Annotated in this window: 14 protein-coding genes; 4 read left to right on the top strand and 10 right to left on the bottom strand. The window is 65.2% G+C overall.

What is annotated here, in order from left to right; genetic code table 11:
- Positions 1–92: 92 nt before the first annotated feature.
- Both ACQR13_RS03770 and ACQR13_RS03765 read left to right on the top strand, forming a co-directional pair.
- Positions 93–2,888, top strand: a complete 2,796-nt coding sequence (locus ACQR13_RS03770; protein ID WP_315768051.1) for a [protein-PII] uridylyltransferase — start codon at positions 93–95, stop codon at positions 2,886–2,888.
- 94 nt (positions 2,889–2,982) lie between these two features.
- The gene (locus ACQR13_RS03765; RefSeq protein WP_315715150.1) at positions 2,983–3,348 is read left to right on the top strand and encodes a DUF1304 domain-containing protein; all 366 of its coding nucleotides are present in this window, start codon (positions 2,983–2,985) and stop codon (positions 3,346–3,348) included.
- Between the two features lie 83 nt (positions 3,349–3,431).
- Here ACQR13_RS03765 and ACQR13_RS03760 read toward each other — a convergent pair whose 3' ends face one another.
- Entirely contained in the window at positions 3,432–4,373 is a 942-nt protein-coding gene (locus ACQR13_RS03760; RefSeq protein WP_316192330.1) for a transposase, read from the bottom strand.
- 464 nt (positions 4,374–4,837) lie between these two features.
- On the opposite strand from ACQR13_RS03760, the gene ACQR13_RS03755 reads away from it, so the two are divergent.
- Entirely contained in the window at positions 4,838–6,064 is a 1,227-nt protein-coding gene (locus ACQR13_RS03755; protein ID WP_316226065.1) for an ABC transporter substrate-binding protein, read from the top strand.
- A 255-nt stretch (positions 6,065–6,319) separates the two neighbouring features.
- Here the strand turns inward: ACQR13_RS03755 and ACQR13_RS03750 are convergent, their stop codons facing one another.
- The 4 genes from ACQR13_RS03750 to ACQR13_RS03735 form a co-directional block, all read right to left on the bottom strand.
- On the bottom strand, positions 6,320–6,937 hold the full coding sequence (locus ACQR13_RS03750) for an ATP-dependent Clp protease proteolytic subunit (RefSeq protein WP_315715148.1): 618 nt from the start codon (positions 6,935–6,937) through the stop codon (positions 6,320–6,322).
- Between the two features lie 43 nt (positions 6,938–6,980).
- Positions 6,981–7,340, bottom strand: coding sequence for an SRPBCC family protein (locus tag ACQR13_RS03745; protein WP_315715147.1), 360 nt, complete (start codon positions 7,338–7,340; stop codon positions 6,981–6,983).
- Positions 7,337–7,651, bottom strand: a complete 315-nt coding sequence (locus ACQR13_RS03740) for an ArsR/SmtB family transcription factor (RefSeq protein ID WP_315715146.1) — start codon at positions 7,649–7,651, stop codon at positions 7,337–7,339. The genes ACQR13_RS03745 and ACQR13_RS03740 overlap by 4 nt, the downstream gene beginning before the upstream one ends.
- 238 nt (positions 7,652–7,889) lie before the next feature.
- Positions 7,890–8,318, bottom strand: coding sequence for a DUF1330 domain-containing protein (locus tag ACQR13_RS03735; protein WP_315715145.1), 429 nt, complete (start codon positions 8,316–8,318; stop codon positions 7,890–7,892).
- 154 nt (positions 8,319–8,472) lie between these two features.
- Between ACQR13_RS03735 and ACQR13_RS03730 the strand changes: the two genes are divergently transcribed.
- Complete coding sequence (locus tag ACQR13_RS03730; protein ID WP_315715144.1) at positions 8,473–10,671, top strand: transglycosylase domain-containing protein; 2,199 nt, start codon at positions 8,473–8,475, stop codon at positions 10,669–10,671.
- Positions 10,672–10,720: 49 nt separating this feature from the next.
- Here the strand turns inward: ACQR13_RS03730 and ACQR13_RS03725 are convergent, their stop codons facing one another.
- The 5 genes from ACQR13_RS03725 to ACQR13_RS03705 all read right to left on the bottom strand — a co-directional run bounded on the left by ACQR13_RS03725 (position 10,721) and on the right by ACQR13_RS03705 (position 17,802).
- Positions 10,721–13,384: an EAL domain-containing protein gene (locus ACQR13_RS03725; protein WP_316166290.1), complete on the bottom strand. Its 2,664-nt coding sequence runs from the start codon at positions 13,382–13,384 to the stop codon at positions 10,721–10,723.
- 317 nt (positions 13,385–13,701) lie between these two features.
- Entirely contained in the window at positions 13,702–14,541 is an 840-nt protein-coding gene (locus tag ACQR13_RS03720; protein ID WP_315715142.1) for a M48 family metallopeptidase, read from the bottom strand.
- A 208-nt stretch (positions 14,542–14,749) separates the two neighbouring features.
- Positions 14,750–16,078 carry a polyhydroxyalkanoate depolymerase gene (locus ACQR13_RS03715; RefSeq protein WP_315715141.1) on the bottom strand — a complete coding sequence of 443 codons (1,329 nt, stop codon included), beginning with the start codon at positions 16,076–16,078 and terminating at the stop codon, positions 14,750–14,752.
- A 123-nt stretch (positions 16,079–16,201) separates the two neighbouring features.
- Positions 16,202–17,014 carry an ABC transporter permease gene (locus ACQR13_RS03710; protein WP_315715140.1) on the bottom strand — a complete coding sequence of 271 codons (813 nt, stop codon included), beginning with the start codon at positions 17,012–17,014 and terminating at the stop codon, positions 16,202–16,204.
- Positions 17,011–17,802, bottom strand: coding sequence for an ABC transporter ATP-binding protein (locus tag ACQR13_RS03705; protein ID WP_316171018.1), 792 nt, complete (start codon positions 17,800–17,802; stop codon positions 17,011–17,013). Before ACQR13_RS03705 ends, ACQR13_RS03710 begins: the two co-directional genes overlap by 4 nt.
- Between the last annotated feature and the right edge of the window lie 34 nt (positions 17,803–17,836).

Below are 17,836 nucleotides of genomic sequence, written 5' to 3'. Positions count from 1 at the left end.
ATCATCCCGTGAGCACCGATGACAGCATGGATCGATTGTTGCATTGGAAGTTTCGTGACAGCACAGGCCTTGTTCGATATCCGGTTGCATCCATGGACAGCGTCGCCCCCCATTCCCACCCTGATAGCCTTTCCGATTTCGACAGCGCCGGCATCGCGGCTGCGGTCGACGCGTTGGCCGCGCAGCATTCGGGACGCGAGGACATGTTCCGCGCCGCCGTGGTGCAATTCCTCAAGGCCGAGCTGGTCAAGGCGCGCGCGGCGGCCCAGGCGCAACTGTTGAAGGACCGCCACGGCCGGCGCTGCGCCGAGCAGCTCTGCTTCGTGCAGGACGAGATCATTCGCATCCTCTACGCCGCCGCCACCCAGCACCTCTATCGCTCGCAGGTGCCGAGCGGCGCCGAGCGCATGGCGGTGGTCGCCACCGGCGGCTATGGCCGCGGCCTGATGGCGCCGGAGTCCGACATCGATCTCCTGTTCATCCTGCCCTACAAGCAGACCGCCTGGGGCGAGCAGGTCGCCGAAGCCATTCTGTACTCGCTGTGGGACATGGGATTGAAGGTCGGCCACGCGACCCGCTCGGTCGACGAGTCGATCCGCCAGGCGCGCGGCGACATGACCATCCGCACCGCCATCCTGGAGACGCGCTATCTCGCGGGCGACCGGCCGCTCTATGACGAGCTGGTCGCGCGCTTCGACAGCGAGGTGGTGCAGGGCACCGCAGCCGAGTTCGTGGCCGCCAAGCTCGCCGAGCGCGAGGAGCGGCACCGCCGCGGCGGCCAGTCGCGCTATCTCGTCGAGCCCAACGTCAAGGACGGCAAGGGCGGCCTGCGCGACCTGCACACGCTGTTCTGGATCGCCAAATACGTCTACCGCGTGCGCGAGACCGCCGAATTGGTCGAGCGCGGCGTGTTCGACGCGCATGAATACCGCACCTTCCGGCGCTGCGCGGACTTCCTGTGGTCGGTGCGCTGCAACCTGCATTTCGTCAGCGGCCGTCCGGAAGAACGGCTGTCGTTCGACCTGCAGCGCGAGATCGCGGTGCGGCTTGGCTACACCAGCCATCCCGGCATGCAGGATGTCGAGCGCTTCATGAAGCACTACTTCCTGGTCGCCAAGGAGGTCGGCAATCTCACCGCCATCCTGTGCGCCAAGCTCGAGGACCAGCAGGCCAAGCCGGCGCCGGTGCTGAGCCGGATGATCTCGCGCCTGACCACCGGCGCCACCTGGCGGCGCGTGCCGGAGAGCGACGACTTCATCGTCGACAACAACCGCATCAACCTCGCCGCGCCCGACGTCTTCAAGCACGATCCGGTCAATCTGATCCGCATCTTCCGGCTGGCGCAGAAGCACAACCTCGCCTTCCATCCCGACGCGATGCGCGCGGTCACGCGCTCTTTGAACCTGATCAACACCGAGCTGCGCGACGATCCCGAGGCCAACCGGCTGTTCATGGAGATCCTGACCTCCAACGATGCCGAGGTCGTGCTGCGGCGGATGAACGAGACCGGCGTGCTCGGCCACTTCATTCGCGCCTTCGGCCGCATCGTCTCGATGATGCAGTTCAACATGTATCATCACTACACGGTCGACGAGCACCTGATCCGCTGCATCGGGTTCCTGCAGGAGATCGAGCGCGGCGGCATCGACGAGTTCACCCTGGCCTCCGACCTGATGCGCAAGATCCGGCCCGAGCACCGCGCTGTCATCTACATCACCGTGCTGCTGCACGACGTCGCCAAGGGGCGGCCCGAGGACCATTCCATCGCCGGCGCCAAGATCGCGCGCCGGCTGTGCCCGCGGCTCGGCTTCAACAATGCCGACACCGAATTGGTCGCCTGGCTGATCGAGGAGCATCTGACGATGTCGACGGTGGCGCAGTCGCGCGACCTGTCGGACCGCAAGACGATCGAGAATTTCGCCGCCGTGGTGCAGTCCGTCGAGCAGATGAAGCTGCTGACCATCCTGACCACCGCCGACATCCGCGGAGTCGGGCCCGGCGTCTGGAACGGCTGGAAGGCGCAGCTCCTGCGTACGCTGTATTACGAGACCGAGCCGGTGCTGACCGGCGGCTTCTCCGAGGTCAACCGCGCCAAACGCATCACCGCGGCGCAGGCCGAATTCCGCAACGCCTTCACCGACTGGCCCGAGGACGAGCTCAACACCTATATCGGCCGGCACTATCCGGCCTACTGGCTCAAGGTCGAGCTGCCGCGCAAGATCCGCCATGCCCGCTTCGTGCGATCGAGCGAGGATGCCGGCCACAAGCTCGCGATCAACGTCGGCTTCGATCCGGCGCGGGGCGTGACCGAGCTGACGATCTTCGCGATGGACCATCCGTGGCTGCTGTCGATCATCGCCGGCGCCTGCGCCTCCGCCGGGGCCAACATCGTCGACGCCCAGATCTACACCACGACCGACGGCCGCGCGCTCGACACCATCGCGATCTCCCGCGAATATGAGCGCGACGAGGACGAAGGCCGGCGCGCGACGCGGATCGGCGAGACCATCGAGCAGGTGCTGGAGGGCAAGCTGCGGCTGCCGGACGCCGTGGCGCGGCGGACCACGCGGGGCAAGCAGCACAAGGCATTCTCGGTCGAGCCGGAGGTCACCATCAACAATCAATGGTCGGAGCTCTACACCGTCATCGAGGTCTCCGGCCTCGATCGCCCCGGCCTGCTGTACGAGCTGACCACCGCGATTTCGAAGCTGAATCTCAACATCGCCTCGGCCCATGTCGCCACCTTCGGCGAACGCGCCCGCGACGTGTTCTACGTCACCGACCTGCTGGGCGCGCAGATCAACGCGCCGACCCGGCAGGCCGCGATCAAGAGCGCGCTGCTGCATCTGCTGGCGAACGACGACGCGGCCGCTCAACCGGCGGCATGAGCGACCATCGCGCGGCCCTGAGCCGCTCGGAGCTCGATTTGAACGAGGGGACCGGCACCAGCGCCGGCCCACGCAGGCTTGGGGGAGCCGAACCATGGCATTGATTGCAGACATCGTCGTCGGGCTGATCGGCCTGCTGCACGTCTATATTCTCGTACTCGAGATGTTTCTCTGGACCAAACCGGCCGGCTTGAGAGCGTTCAACAACACGCCGGAGCGCGCGGAGCAGACCAAGGTGCTCGGCGCCAATCAGGGCCTCTACAACGGCTTCCTCGCCGCCGGCCTGTTCTGGGGCCTGGCGCACCCGACGCCGGCCTTCGCGTTCCAGATCAAGATCTTCTTCCTGCTCTGCGTGCTCGTCGCCGGGCTCTATGGCGCCGCCACCGCCAGCCGCAAAATCCTGTTCATCCAGAGCGTGCCGGCCACGATCGGCCTTGTGCTGGTTTGGCTCGCGGGCTGAGCCGGGCTGTATCTCCATCCTCTGTGTCGTCCCGGACAAGCCGTGACGCGCACAAGCGCGTCGCGGCGCCGATCCGGCAACTGTTATGTTGATGGAGTGATCGCATAAGGTTTTCGGTCGCGCATCATGGCATTCAGGATGGTTAGAAGCTTCCTGGCGACGGCGATGAGGGCGAGCTTGGCGGGTTTACCGGCTTGGCGCAGACGGTTGTAAAAGATCTTGAAGCGATCGGCGCGGCGGACGGCGTTGAGGGCGGCCATGTAGAGGGCGTCGCGGACACGCTTCCGGCCGCCGCCGATCTTGCGCTTGCCACGATACGCCCCGCTATCGCGATTGAAGGGAGCCAGGCCCGCAAGAGCGGCTACCTCCTTTGGCCCGAGATGGCCGAGTTCCGGCATCTGGGTGATGAGTTGCATGCAGGCGACGGGTCCCACACCGGGCACGGAGCGCATCAGCTGTGCCTGCTCCGCAAGCACCGGCTCGGCTTTGATGAGCGCGTTGATCTCGGCCTCGATCTCGACGATCTCGTCATTGAGGACCTCGATCAGGCGGCTGATGCGTTCGGCCATGGCGCGGTCCTCGGCCTCGCTGCGGCGGTTCTTTTCCTGGGCGCGCATGGCAACCAGTTGATCCCGCCGTTTTGCAAGCTTGGCGAGGGCGCTTTGGGCAGGCGTCATGGCCTGCTCGGTGGCTGGCTGCATGGCGCGCCCAAAGGCTGCCAGCGTTCGCGCGTCGATCGGATCGGTCTTGGCGAGTTGGCCGCTAGCGCGGGCGAAATCGCGAGCTCGAGCCGGGTTGATCCGCGCAAAGCGGATGCCCGCCCGACGCAGGGCCTCGCGCAGTTCGAGGTCGTAGACGCCCGTGGCCTCAAAGACCACCAGAACATCGCATCGCCAACGCGCCACCAGCTGTGTGATGGCCTGTGGCCCGTTGGCGATGCGCTCCGGCGCCCCCACGGCTTCATCAAAAATATCGAGATAGGGTTTGCAAACGTCGATTCCGACGCAACGAAAAGGTACGATCACGGTGCCTGTCCCTGTGATGCGAGGTCTGTTGGCGCAGCCTCGTGCAACTGTTCAGGTTGATAAATGGAACGGGCGGGAGACCGAGCCGGCTCACGGCGTCTAGCGCCAAGGACCCAACGGCTTCCCGCCCACCATCATCATGGCAGACTTTCCAGACACAGGGACCCATAATCCCAGGCAGCGTTTTGGGGCAGGATCGCCACGCCGAGCCGTAGCCACACGACGGCCTGTGGCTATGGATCCCGGCTCTGCGCCCGACGTCGCTGCGCGACGCCGGGCTTGGCCGGGACGACACCGAACTTGTTGAGCCAGTTGGGCTCATCATAGCGACATCGACGGAACCGCCGCACCCGTGCTCCCCTCGCCTTGCGTCCGCCCAGCCCTTCCTCCACACTCCCTCCCAGCGATGGCGCCCCGGTCGGGCAGACCAGCCGCATAACAAATCAGGAGGAACGATAGACCCCATGCGACAGGGATATTTCCGTCTTGCAGGGGCGGCCGCTTTGGCCGTCACCCTCTCCGTCACGTCAGCCTCGGCCCAGAAGAAGTACGACCCCGGCGCCTCCGACACCGAGATCAAGATCGGCCAGACCGTGCCGTTCTCGGGTCCCGCCTCGGCCTATGCCTCGATCGGCAAGACCCAGGCCGCCTATTTCAACATGATCAACGAGCAGGGCGGCATCAACGGCCGCAAGATCAAGCTGATCCAGTATGACGACGCCTATTCGCCGCCCAAGGCCGTCGAGCAGGTCCGCAAGCTGGTCGAGGACGACGGAGTTCTGCTGACCTTCCAGATCATCGGCACGCCGTCCAACGCCGCGGTCCAGAAATACCTCAACGCCAAGAAGGTGCCGCAGTTGTTCGCCGCCACCGGCGCCACCAAGTTCACGGACCCCAAGAACTTCCCGTGGACCATGGGGTACAATCCCAACTACTTCACCGAGGGCCGCATCTACGGCCAGTATATTCTGAAGGAGCATCCCAACGCCAAGATCGGCGTGCTCTATCAGAATGACGATCTCGGCAAGGACTACCTGAACGGCATCAAGGCCGGCCTCGGCGACAAGGCGTCGACGATGATCGTGTCCGAAGCCTCCTATGAGGTTTCCGATCCGACCATCGACTCGCAGATCCTGAAGGTCAAGTCGGCGGGAGCCGACCTGTTGTTCTCGGCCGCGACGCCGAAACAAGCCGCGCAGGCGATCAAGAAGCTCCATGAGCTCGATTGGCACCCCGTGCACATTGTCGACATCAACGCGACCTCGGTCGGCGCGGTCATGCAGCCTGCGGGCCTCGACGCTGCCAAGGGCGTCATCTCCGTCAACTACGGCAAGGATCCGCTCGACCCGCAGTGGAAGGACGATCCGGGCCTGAAGCGCTATTTCGATTTCATGGCCAAGTATTATCCCGAGGGTGACAAGAACTCGAACTTCAATACCTACGGCTATTCGACCGCGCAGCTCCTGGTCACCGTGCTGCAGATGTGCGGCGACAACCTGACGCACGAGAACGTCATGAAGCAGGCGGCGTCGCTGAAGGATGTAACCGGCGACTTCTCGCTACCGGGAATGAAGATCAACACCTCGCCGACCGACTATCGCGTCAACAAGCAACTGCAGATGATGAAGTTCAACGGCGAGCGCTGGGAGCTGTTCGGCCCGATCCTGGAGGACAAGGGCGCGGCGGGCTAGCTGCACTCGACGTCGTTCCAGGGCGTCGCGACAGCGACGAACCAACCTCGAGATTCCGGGTTCGATGCTGCGCTTCGCCCCGGAATGACGCGGTCAACATCGATGGTACGGGGCTGCGCGATGGCGCGGCCCCGTTCTGCATTGCGGCACGGGTTGCGCCCGTTCGCCGCTGCGTGCGCTCGCCGACGGTCATTCGACCGCATCGCGGGTGACGACGGCTGTTGCGGCAGGATCCGCCGTCGCGTCGAGGGAGTATCAGTCGTTGATGACGTCACCCAGGTCGCGTTGCTTGACGACGCGGTCGATCAAGCCCCACTGCAAGGCTTCGTCCGCGGTCATGAAGTGATCGCGATCCAGGGTGCGCTCGACGTCCTCATAGCTGCGCCCGCAATGCTCGGCGTAGAGCCTGATCATGCGGTGCTTGGTCTGCTCCATCTCCCTCGCGTGAATCAGGATGTCGGACGCCTGGCCCTGAAAGCCACCGAGCGGCTGATGGACGTGAAGGCTTGCATTGGGCAGCGCCGTCCGCTCGCCGGGCTCTCCCGCCATCAGAAGAAACGAGCCCATCGAACGCGCCGTTCCCATGCAGAGCGTGTGCACCGGTGCTTTGACGAATTGCATCGTGTCATACATCGCCAGGCCGCTGGTGATCACGCCACCGGGTGAATTGATGTAGAGATGGATCGGCCGCTTTGGGTTCTCCGCCTCGAGGAAAAGCAGTTGCGCGCAGACCAGGGCGGAGACCGTATCGTTGACCTCGCCGTTGAGGAAGACGATCCGCTCGCGCAGCAGCCGCGAATAGATGTCGAAGGATCGCTCTCCCCGGCTCGACTGCTCGATGACCATAGGGACGAGTTGCATCGTGTCGCGCATGCGCGAGCTCCCGGTTTCAGTGAGGTGTCGGTGACTTGGAGAATCAGGCCGCGCGCATCAGGCTGCGCCTGTTGCTGTTCGCCGCCGACGGCGTCCGCCGCATCAGCGTCGTGGCGACCAACCCGTGAATGATTCTGAGCCTGGTGCCGCCCTCGGCATTGGGCATGACCTGGAACGTCACGATGCTCTCCAGGAACGGCGGTTCGTGGTCGCGCATCCGGTAGCGGACTTCTTCGCCGGGCGTCGCGGAGATTGGCGCAGCATCGGCGAGGTCGCCGCGCGGCAGCCAGTTCTCGCGCAGCGCAGGAATGCTGATGGCACGCCAGACCTTCTCCGGCGGCGCGTCCAGTTCGTAGTCGAGCACCAGATCGTCGCTCTGCAGGTCAGCCTTGATATCGGTCATTGGTCCATGTCCTTCAGCACGGCCTTCAACGCATCGACCCGCGACGGCCAGTAGGCACGGTACTTCGCCAGCCAGCGCGCGATCTGCGCCAGGCCCTCCGGATCGACCTCATAGTTGACGAAGCGACCCTGCCGTTCTTCCCTCACCAATCCCGCGCTTCGGAGAACCGCGAGGTGCTGGGACATCGCCGGCTGGCTGATCGTCAGACCCTCGCGAAGCGCGCTGGCATTCATGCTGCCGTTCGCCAGCTTCTCGAAGATCGCGTATCGCGTCGGATCAGCCAGGGCCCTGAAGATGTCACTCTCGATCATGCCAACACATAAGCATAAACTTATGTGTCGTGCAAGCGGCACTGGATCAGCATTCGCTCTCACCCAGCCCACTGCCGCGCTCCCTCCCCCCTTGTGGGGGAGGAGGGTTCGGGAGGGAGTAGCCACGGAGACGGTCGCCCGGAGCGCCCCCTCTCCCTAGCCCTCCCCCACACAGGGGGAGGGAACGTACCTTTTGCTTGGCGACTGCGGACTACCAATCTTGCGGGTGTAGTCAGACTTACACCGCCGGCACCTCGCCAAAGTTCTTGCCCACCGGCAGCACGGCGTGGCGGATCAGGCGCGAGTCTTCGACCGCCGCCTGGCGATGCTTCACCGCCTCGCGATAGACGGGATCGCGGATCATCTCGACGAAGGCTTGCACGCTCGGATATTCGGCGATGAAACAGTGGTCCCAACGTTCGTCCTGCGGACCGATCAGCATCAGCTCGAAGCGGCCCTGCCAGACGATGCGGCCGCCGAGGCGCTCGAACACCGGGCCGCTCTCGCGGCCATAGGCGGCATAGGCTTCCGCGCCGCTGACCTTGCGTCCATCGGGATAGGCTGCCTCCCTGCGCAGCCGCACCAGGTTCAGCATGTGGATCGGCCCCGGGCGGTCGTTCTCCCGAAACTGCGCGAACACCTCCTTGGTGGGATCGATATGGCCCATGAACTCCCTCGCCTGTTGTTGTTTACCTTGGCTTAACCATAACGCGGCGTTAGCGGCGCGAAACTCCTAATCACGCGTTAAGGTCTTTCTAACTGCCCCTTAAACTCCGGACGTTACCGTGGTCGGACGGCGGGGTCGCGGGCTCGGGTTGCGTATGGCGCGGGGACGGAAACAGGGCGGCGGACGCAAGGAGCCGCGATTCGGTCTTGCGGCCGCGATGGCCGATCTGCGCCTCGACCCCAAGGATCGCATTCCCTCCGACGACACGCCCAAGAAGTCAGTTGCAAAGACTGCAAAGAAAAGGCCGGTCGAGCCCGACGACGAGGACGATGTGCCGGCGCGCGAGCCGAAGGCCTCGACACCGAAACCAAAGCCGAGACGTGGCAAGTCGCGCTGGGGAATGTCGATCGGGCGCATGTTCTACTGGGCGCTGGTCTGCGGCCTGTGGGGCGTGATCGCGCTGGTCGGCGTCGTGATCTGGGCCGGCGCGCATCTGCCGCCGATCCAATCGCTGGAGATCCCCAAGCGGCCGCCGACGATCGAGATCGTGGGCTATGACGGCACCATGCTGGCGCAGCGCGGCGAGATGGCCGGCGCCAACGTCGCGCTGAAAGATCTGCCGCCCTATCTGCCGAAGGCGTTCATCGCCATCGAGGACCGCCGCTTCTACCAGCATTTCGGCATCGACCCGATCGGCATCGCCCGCGCCGTCGTCGCCAACATCCTGCATCGCGGCGTGTCGCAGGGCGGCTCGACCCTGACGCAGCAGCTCGCCAAGAACCTGTTCCTGACCCAGGAGCGCACGCTGGCGCGCAAGCTGCAGGAGGCGGAGCTGGCGCTGTGGCTGGAGCGCAAATATTCCAAGCGCGAGATCCTCGAGCTGTATCTCAACCGGGTCTATTTCGGCTCGGGCGCCTACGGCGTCGAGGCCGCAGCGCAGCGCTATTTCGGCAAGTCGGCGCGGCAGGTGACGATCGGCGAAGCCGCGATGCTCGCAGGTCTCGTCAAGTCGCCGTCGCGGCTGGCGCCGAACCGCAACCCGGAGGGCGCGGCCAAGCGCGCCCAGACCGTGCTGGCGGCGATGGCGGAGGCCAAGTTCATCACCGAGGCCCAGGCGCAGGCCCAGATCGCGCATCCATCCGTCGCGGTGAAGCCGGCCGGCGCCGGCACCATCAACTACGTCGCCGACTGGATCGGCGAGGTGCTCGACGACCTCGTCGGCCAAGTCGAGGAGTCGATCGTGGTGGAGACCACGATCGATCCGAAGCTGCAGAGCGTGGCGGAAGCGGCCATCATCGACGAGCTCGCGGCGAAGAGCGTCAAGTTCAACGTCAGCCAGGGCGCGCTGGTGGCGATGACCCCCGACGGCGCCGTGCGCGCCATGGTCGGCGGCCGCAATTATGCCGACAGCCAGTTCAACCGCGCCGTAACCGCCAAACGCCAGCCCGGCTCGGCGTTCAAGCCGTTCGTCTATCTCACCGCGCTCGAGCAGGGCCTGACGCCGGACACGGTCCGCCAGGACGCGCCGCTCGATCTGAAGGGCTGGAAGCCGGAGAACTACACCCGCGAATATTTCGGCCCGGTGACGCTGACCCAGGCACTGGCGATGTCGCTCAACACGGTCGCCGTGCGCGTCGGCCTCGAGGTCGGACCGAAGAACGTGGTGCGGACCGCACACCGGCTCGGCATCGCCTCCAAGCTCGATCCCAACCCGTCGATCGCGCTCGGCACCTCCGAGGTGTCGATGATCGAGCTGGTCGGCGCCTACGCGCCGTTCTCCAATGGCGGCCTCACCGTCTCGCCGCATGTGGTGACGCGGATCAGGACGCTCGACGGCAAGCTGCTCTACATGCGCCAGACCGAGCAGCCGGTGCAGGTGATCGAGCCGCGCAACGCGGCGATGATGAATCAGATGATGCAGGAGACGCTGATCTCCGGCACCGCGAAGAAGGCGGAGATCCCGGGCTGGATCGCTGCCGGCAAGACCGGCACCAGCCAGGATTTCCGCGACGCCTGGTTCATCGGCTACACCGCGCATCTCGTCACCGGCGTCTGGCTCGGCAATGACGACAACTCGCCGACCAAGAAGGCGACCGGCGGCGGCCTGCCCGTCGAGGTCTGGACCCGCTTCATGCGATCAGCGCATCAGAGCGTGCCGGTCGCGGCGCTGCCGAACGCGCAGGGCTCGGGCCTGGTCCCGACCCTGGCGCAGATCGCCTCACAGATCACGGCGCCATCTGCGCCGGCACCGAGCGCACGCTCGGCGCCGCCGAGCCGCGGCAACGCGCGACCGGAAGCCGCCGCGGGTCTCGACGGCTGGCTGGTGGATCGCTTGTTCGGTGGAAAGCGCTGAGCCGGCGAAGATGAGGTGAGAGGCGCATCCGCGAGGGGATGCACCCTTCTCAGCTGGCGGCTGCGGCGATGGGACGCGCTGCCGGCTCGGCGGTTGCCGCGCCGGACGCTCGGGCCAGTTTGCGCCCGATCTGCCGCAGCATCAGGCTCGCCCGCAGCGCGCTGTAGTCCAGCAGCCAGCGGCTGAAGGCACTGGCGGCCATCGGCCGCGCGAACAGGAAGCCCTGCATTGCATCGCAACCGAGCTCGGCCAGCAGCTTGCGCTGCGGCTCGGTCTCGACACCTTCGGCGACCACCGCCACGTCGAGGCTCTGGCCGACGCGCACGACCGCGGTCACGATCGCCCGCGTGCCGCTGTCGTTCTCGAAATCGCGCATGAAGCTGCGATCGATCTTCAGCTCGTCGATCGGCAGCTGGGCCAGCCGGCTCAGGCTCGAATAGCCGGTGCCGAAATCGTCCAGCGACAGGCCGACGCCCATGTTGCGCAGCTCGTTCATGGTCGCGATCACGGTGGCGCGCTCGTTGAGGATGACGCCTTCGGTGATCTCCAGCATCAGCATCTTCGCCGGCAGGTCGTTGGCGGCCAGGATCTGCGCCACCATCGCCGCCAGGTTGACGTTCTGGAAGTTGATCGGCGACAGGTTCACCGAGATGCAGGGGATGTCGAGACCGGCGCGGCGCCACGACGCCATCTGCTGGCAGGCCAGCTTGATCGACCACACGCCGATCTGCTCGATCAGGCCGCATTCCTCGGCGAGCGGAATGAACTTGGCGGGCGAGACCTCGCCGAGCACCGGATCGTGCCAGCGCGCCAGCGCTTCCACGCCGTGGATCGCGCCGTCGCGGGTGCGGATCTGCGGCTGATAGTGCAATGTCAGGGCCTCGCTGGCGATCGCCTCGCGCAGCGCGGTCGAATGCATCAGCCGTTCTTCGGCGAGCTTGTCGATGTCGGCGCTGAAGAAGCGGTAGGTCGCCCGGCCGCCGCGCTTGGCCTTGTACATCGCCGCGTCGGCCTGCTTGATCAGGGTCTCGATGTCCTTGGCATTATCAGGATAGAGGCTGAGCCCCATGCTCGCCGACATCGGCACCTGGCGCTTGCCGATCGTCAGCGGCATCGCCAGCGCGGCGGTGATGCGCGCGGCCGCGAGCGAGGCTTCCAGGGCATCGCGGTTCTGCAGCACGATCACGAACTCGTCGCCGCCGAGCCGGCCCAGCATGTCGCCGGGGCGGATCTGCGCTCGCAGGCGGTTGGCGAAGCCGACCAGGAACTCGTCACCGGCGGCATGGCCCAGCGTGTCGTTGACGTCCTTGAAATTGTCGGCGTCGAGGAAGGCCACGGCGACGTGTCCGCCGTCCGGACACGCCTTGATGGCTTCGGCGATCAGCGACGGGATGCGGGCCCGGTTCGGCAGGCCCGTCAGCATGTCGTGATAGGCGACCTGTGAGATCGTCGAGCGGACCTCCTGGCGCTCGATGGCGAGCGCACCGAGCTGGACGCAGGCGGCGACGATCTGCTCGTGCCAGGGACTGGGGCCGCGGCATTCACGGAAGTAGAAGGCAAAGGTGCCGATGACGCGGCCATCCTTACCCTTGATGGGCGACGACCAGCAGGCACGCAGGCCGGCGGCGAGCGGGCCGGCCTTGTAGGGTTGCCAACGCGGATCATTATCGATGTCGTGCGACAGCACCGGCTCGCAGAGATAGGCGGCGGTGCCGCAGGAGCCGACGTCCGGCCCGATCGCGACGCCGTCGAGGCTGGCCGAATAAGCGGGCGGCAGGCTGGGGCCGCCGAGCGGATGTACGTGCCCATCGGAATCGACGTGCAGGATCGAGCAGACGGCGTCCGGAGCGAGCTCTTCGACCCGGCGGCACAGCTGATCGGCGATGGTCGTGATCGAAACGTCGGACGCCAGCGACGCCATGATCAACTGCTGCAGCGAGCGCAACTGCTTGGTCTCCCGGATGTCCGTGAGCAGCCCGAACAGATATCTGACCTTGCCCCGCTTGGTCCGGTGCGCCTTGACATAGGCGGTCGTCCAGATCTCGCGGCCGTCCTTGTCGTAGACCAGCACGTCCTCTTCGATGCCACGGTCGTCCTCGAGGCATTGTCTCAGCCGGTCGACGATGGCGGGATCGGTGCAGGGGCCGATCAGCAGCTCCTCGGCGCGGCGCCCGATCGCCTGTTCAGGCGCGTAGCCGAACAGGCTGGCAAAGGCGGCGTTGGTGTAGAGGACGTTGAGATCGCGATCGGTGACGATGACGGCCCGGTTGGTCCGGTCGGCGACCGACGTCAGCAGCGCATTGCGCTCGCGCATGTCGACTTCGGTGGTCACGTCACGAATGAACAGCAGCGAACGGACCGGCTGATCCTCCCGGCCCGGCGGGAGCGCGCACAGCGACAGGCGGAGGCGGGTCCACCCGCCGTCGGCATGGCGCATCGTCATTTCGCGGGCGTCGGACTGGTCCGCCTCCTGCTGCGCGTCGGTCGTCTCGTCGCACGCGATCGCCGGGATCAGATCCGCGGGCAGACCCAGACTTTCGAGGTCGGCGCCGACCAGAGCGGCCGGCTCACGCCGCAGCAGCACCGACGCCGCCCGATTGGCGTGCTGGACGTGGCCCTGCGCGTCGAGAAAGAGAATCGCCTCGGAAACACCGTCGAGCGCGGCCGAGAGCAATTGTGTGGATGCGGCCGGTTGGAACTCGCTTGCAAGCATCGTTCGATTCGAGGCGCGCTGCACGTTTCGAGAGAAACGATCTGCGCTTTGGTTGCAGCGAACGACCCGGCAGCTCGCTGGGACGTCACCTTGGGTTTGATTGCGGTAAATCTGGCGAGCGCAGCGTTACAGCCACGTTAAAGCGCCGCCGAATTGGGCAATATCCTCCGACTGCAGGCGAGAAGGCTTAAGAATTCGATAGTCCGCAGGCGGGTTCTGAGTTCATCGTTGCAGATTGGAACCCTACGAAGAAATGGCCCGGACCAGACGGCCGGGCCATTGGGATTCACATCGTCGAGCGGTCCGTCGTCGATACCTCAATCGTCGATGCCGTAGCGATGCAGGTCGTTGCCGCAGGTGTCGAGCCACTTCTTGGCGCGCTCGACCGAGGCGCAGATCCGGCCACACACCTTCCAGAACCGCGGCGAGTGGTTCATCTCGATCAGATGCGCGACCTCGTGCGCGGCGAGATAATCGAGCACGAAGGGGGGCGCCAGGATCAGGCGCCACGAGAACGACAGCGAGCCGGCCGAGGTGCACGAGCCCCAGCGGCTGGACTGGTCGCGGATCGACAGCCGCTTGACCTTGACGCCAAGCTGCTCGGCATAGGCGTCGGCCGCCTTCTGCAGGTCACGGCGCGCCTCGCGCTTCAGGAAGTCGAGCACGCGGCGTTCAGTGTGCTCGATCCCGCCGGCCACGCACAGGATCTTCTCGCCACTGTCTCGCGTCTCGGTCCACACCGTGCCGCGTTCGCCCGCGCGATGCACGATCTTGTGCGGCACGCCGCGAAGCGGCACCAACGTGCCCGGCAGGAACGGCGCCGCCTTCGGCAGACGTCCTAGACGGGCTGCGATCCAGGCGCCGTGACGCTGCGCGAAGTCTTTCGCCTCGATGATGGTGCCGCGCGGCGGCATCGTGAGGATCGCCTCGCGATCCGACGGATGAATTCTCAGGGTATAACGTCGCGCACGACGGTGACGCCGCAATCTAATCGAGTAGATTTGCGAGCCATGCTTGACGAGAAGACGCGAGGGTTCGGCGGGCCGCCGATAGAGTAGCGCGCGAGTGGCCATTTCTGTCAGTCCGGGGGGTAAGAGCTCGCCCGGATTTTGCCATATCCACCGCCAGGGAAAGCGCTCGGCGCAAAAACAAATCATTTGCCCAACATACAGGGGTTCAGAAGGTTCCGCACCCTAGCAGTTGGGCCTCGCGCGCCCCCGAAAACATGAATTCAGATTCAAAAGCATCGCTCAAGAAGCGACGCCACATTCACTGCTTGAGTCACTCCTGAGTTTCGGTTTCGACCGTCCCTTCAAAGGGTTACCGCGCAGCCGGATTCGGATGCGCGGTGACCATCGTCTTCGCTCATTCAGCCGCAATGGCGAGCAGCGACTTCGGATCGGCTGCCGACAACATGAAATCGTTGATGCGCGGCACGATCTCCGACTTGAATCGCGAGCCGTTGAACACGCCGTAGTGACCGACACCCGGTTGCACGTAGTGAACCCGGCGGTGATCCGGGATCGACGAGCAGAGTCCGTGCGTCGCCTCGGTCTGACCGAGACCGGAGATATCGTCCTTCTCGCCTTCGACCGTCATCAACGCCACACGCGTAACCTTCGACGGATCGACCAGGGTGCCGCGATGGGTCATCTCGCCCTTCGGCAGCGCGTGCTTGATGAACACCGTCTCCACCGTCTGCAAATAATATTCCGCAGCCAGGTCCATGACGGCGAGATACTCGTCGTAGAAGTCGCGATGCTTGTCGACCTGATCGCCATCGCCCTTCACCAGGTTGGCGAACAGCGCCTTGTGGGCGTCGACATGGCGGTCGAGATTCATGCTGATGAAGCCGTTCAGCTGCAGGAAGCCCGGATAGACGTCGCGCATAACGCCCGGATGCGGGAACGGCACCTTGGTGATGACGTGGTTGCGGAACCAGTCGATGCCGCGCTCCTGGGCGAGATTGTTCACGCCGGTGGGGTTGCGCCTGGTGTCGATGGGGCCGCCCATCAAGGTCATCGAGATCGGCGCAAACGGGTCACGCTCGGCCTCCATGACCGAGACCGCCGCCAGCACCGGCACCGCCGGCTGGCACACCGCCATGACGTGCATGTTGGTGCCGAGAAAGCGCAGCATCTCGATGACATAGTCGATGTAGTCGTCGAGATCGAAGCGGCCTTCGGCCAGCGGGACCATCCGCGCATCGGACCAATCGGTGATATAGACCTCGTGGGTCGGCAGGAACGCTTCCACCGTGCCGCGCAACAGGGTGGCGTAATGGCCGGACATCGGCGCCACGATCAGCAGCCGGGGCTGCGGCGCGCGCAAGGGGCGGGTCAGCTTGCGGTCGAAATAGAGCAGCCTGCAGAACGGCTTTTCCCAGATCGAGCGGACCTCGACCGGGGTCCGGATGCCGTTGACCTCGGTCTCGTCGAGTCCCCATTCGGGCTTGCCGTAGCGGCGTGTGGTGCGCTCGAACAGTTCGCAGGCCGCCGCGACCGATTTGCCCATCTGGGTGTGGGCCCAGGGATTGAGCGGATTCTGAAACAGGATCTTGGTGGCGTCGGTGACGGCGCGCGCCGGATTGAGCGAGGCATGCGCCATTTCGTACATCCAGTACATCGGCGTCGTCAGGACCGGACTGCCTTCCGACGCCAGGGGCGGTGCACCGCCAAACTCACCTATCGGCATTCTCGTTCAACCTCTCTGCAGCGCAGCATACTGCCGAATGCGCAATTATGCGTCAATGCGGTGGTGTACGAGAAGGTGCCTCAAAGCGACGAAAAAGCCCGGAAATCCACGGGAAAAGCGCAATTATTCCCCTGCCGCCAGCAGCGAGCCGGCGCGGCGTGCGCTGCGCAAGAGAGCAATGAATGCCGCAAACGACGCCAGCAGCAGGGCGGCATTGAGCCCGAGCGCGGTCAGCATCAGGTCGGACCGGAAGACGTGATCCGCCAGCAGCGCGCGCATGCCCTCGAACACGTAGGTCGGCGGCAGGGACCAGGCAACCAGTTGCAGCCAGTGCGGCAGCACCTGAACGGGATAGTACACGCAGGCCAGCGGCATCAGCGCGAACATCAGTGTCCAGACGATGCTTTCGGCGCCGAGCCCGTTGCGCAGCACCAGCCCCGACACGAAGATGCCGACCGCCCAGGAGGTGAAGATCAGGTTGCAGAAGAAGGCGATCAGCGGCAGGCCGATGCTGTAGAAGTTGAAGTCGAAGAACCAGACCGCGATCAGGGTCATCGGAATGATGCCGATGGCCAGCCGGATCAGGCTCATCGTCATCAGCGCCAGCAGGAATTCGATCGGGGTCAGCGGACTCATCATCAGGTTGCCGATGTTGCGCGCCCACATCTCCTCCAGGAAGGAGATCGAGAAGCCGAGCTGTCCGCGGAACAGGATGTCCCACAGGATCACCGCGCCGATCAGGGTGCCGCCGGCGCGGGCGAAGAAGCCGGCATTGGCGGCGATGTAGGTCTGCAGAAACCCCCAGGTGATGATCTGCAAGGTCGGCCAGTACATCAGCTCCAGCAGCCGCGGCCAGGACGACAGCAGCAGATACCAGTAGCGCAGGATCATCGCGCCGATCCGGTGCGGGGCGATGCGGAGCGAAAGATCGTTCATTGCGCCGCCTCCCGGTCGCGGCCGCGGGCGACGTCGAGAAAGACCTCCTCGAGCGTCGAGCGGTTGTAGCGCGCCATGATCTGCGCCGGGCTGTCGTCGTCCTCGATGCGGCCGCGCTTCATGATGATGACGCGGTCGCATAGACGCTCGACCTCGAGCATGTTGTGGGAGGCGAGCAGGATGGTGGCGCCGCGGCGCTGTCGGTATCGCTCAAGATGGCCGCGCACCCAGTCGGCGGTGTCGGGATCGAGCGAGGCCGTCGGCTCATCCAGCAGCAGCAGCTCGGGATCGTTGATCAGCGCCTTCGCCAGCGCCACGCGGGTCTTCTGCCCGGCCGAGAGCTTGCCATTGGCGCGATCGATGAAGTCGCTCAGGTCGAGCTGCGCCGCGAGCTCGGCGATCCGCTCCTTGAGGTGGTCCACCGCATAGAGTCGGCCGAAGATGGTGAGGTTCTGCCGCACCGTGAGCCGCATCGGCATGTCGACATAGGGGCTCTCGAAATTCATCCGCCCCAGCACGGCCGCAGCCTCGTCCGGCATCCTGTGGCCGAGCACGGCGACCTCGCCCGAGGTCGGCTGCACCAGCCCCATGATCATCGCAATCGTCGTGGTCTTGCCGGCACCGTTGCCGCCGAGCAGCCCGGTGATGCTGCCCCGGCGGATCGCAAACGAGACGCCGTCGACAGCGGTCGTCGTCTTGTAGACCTTGGTCAGCCGCGACACGGCAATCGCGGGGGAAACCGAGCTGGAATCGGATGAGAGGGTCGGCACTGCGTCATCTTGCGTCATGGGAGGGGTTCATTGAGGCATTGTGCCGCAAACC

Source organism: Bradyrhizobium sp. HKCCYLRH3059 (assembly GCF_051168035.1).
GTDB lineage: Bacteria > Pseudomonadota > Alphaproteobacteria > Rhizobiales > Xanthobacteraceae > Bradyrhizobium.
The sequence above is the reverse complement of the archived record's forward strand: the minus strand, read 5'-3'. Positions and strand labels throughout refer to the sequence as shown.

Bases quoted from the DNA above. Each gene is read 5' to 3' on its own strand.
- ACQR13_RS03705 (WP_316171018.1), bottom strand. From the start codon at position 17,802: ATGACGCAAGATGACGCAGTGCCGACCCTCTCATCCGATTCCAGCTCG.
- ACQR13_RS03730 (WP_315715144.1), top strand. From the start codon at position 8,473: ATGGCGCGGGGACGGAAACAGGGCGGCGGACGCAAGGAGCCGCGATTC.
- ACQR13_RS03755 (WP_316226065.1), top strand. From the start codon at position 4,838: ATGCGACAGGGATATTTCCGTCTTGCAGGGGCGGCCGCTTTGGCCGTC.
- ACQR13_RS03710 (WP_315715140.1), bottom strand. From the start codon at position 17,014: ATGAACGATCTTTCGCTCCGCATCGCCCCGCACCGGATCGGCGCGATG.
- ACQR13_RS03765 (WP_315715150.1), top strand. From the start codon at position 2,983: ATGGCATTGATTGCAGACATCGTCGTCGGGCTGATCGGCCTGCTGCAC.
- ACQR13_RS03750 (WP_315715148.1), bottom strand. From the start codon at position 6,937: ATGCGCGACACGATGCAACTCGTCCCTATGGTCATCGAGCAGTCGAGC.
- ACQR13_RS03770 (WP_315768051.1), top strand. From the start codon at position 93: ATGGACAGCGTCGCCCCCCATTCCCACCCTGATAGCCTTTCCGATTTC.
- ACQR13_RS03715 (WP_315715141.1), bottom strand. From the start codon at position 16,078: ATGCCGATAGGTGAGTTTGGCGGTGCACCGCCCCTGGCGTCGGAAGGC.
- ACQR13_RS03725 (WP_316166290.1), bottom strand. From the start codon at position 13,384: ATGCTTGCAAGCGAGTTCCAACCGGCCGCATCCACACAATTGCTCTCG.
- ACQR13_RS03740 (WP_315715146.1), bottom strand. From the start codon at position 7,651: ATGATCGAGAGTGACATCTTCAGGGCCCTGGCTGATCCGACGCGATAC.
- ACQR13_RS03745 (WP_315715147.1), bottom strand. From the start codon at position 7,340: ATGACCGATATCAAGGCTGACCTGCAGAGCGACGATCTGGTGCTCGAC.
- ACQR13_RS03720 (WP_315715142.1), bottom strand. From the start codon at position 14,541: ATGATTTGTTTTTGCGCCGAGCGCTTTCCCTGGCGGTGGATATGGCAA.
- ACQR13_RS03735 (WP_315715145.1), bottom strand. From the start codon at position 8,318: ATGGGCCATATCGATCCCACCAAGGAGGTGTTCGCGCAGTTTCGGGAG.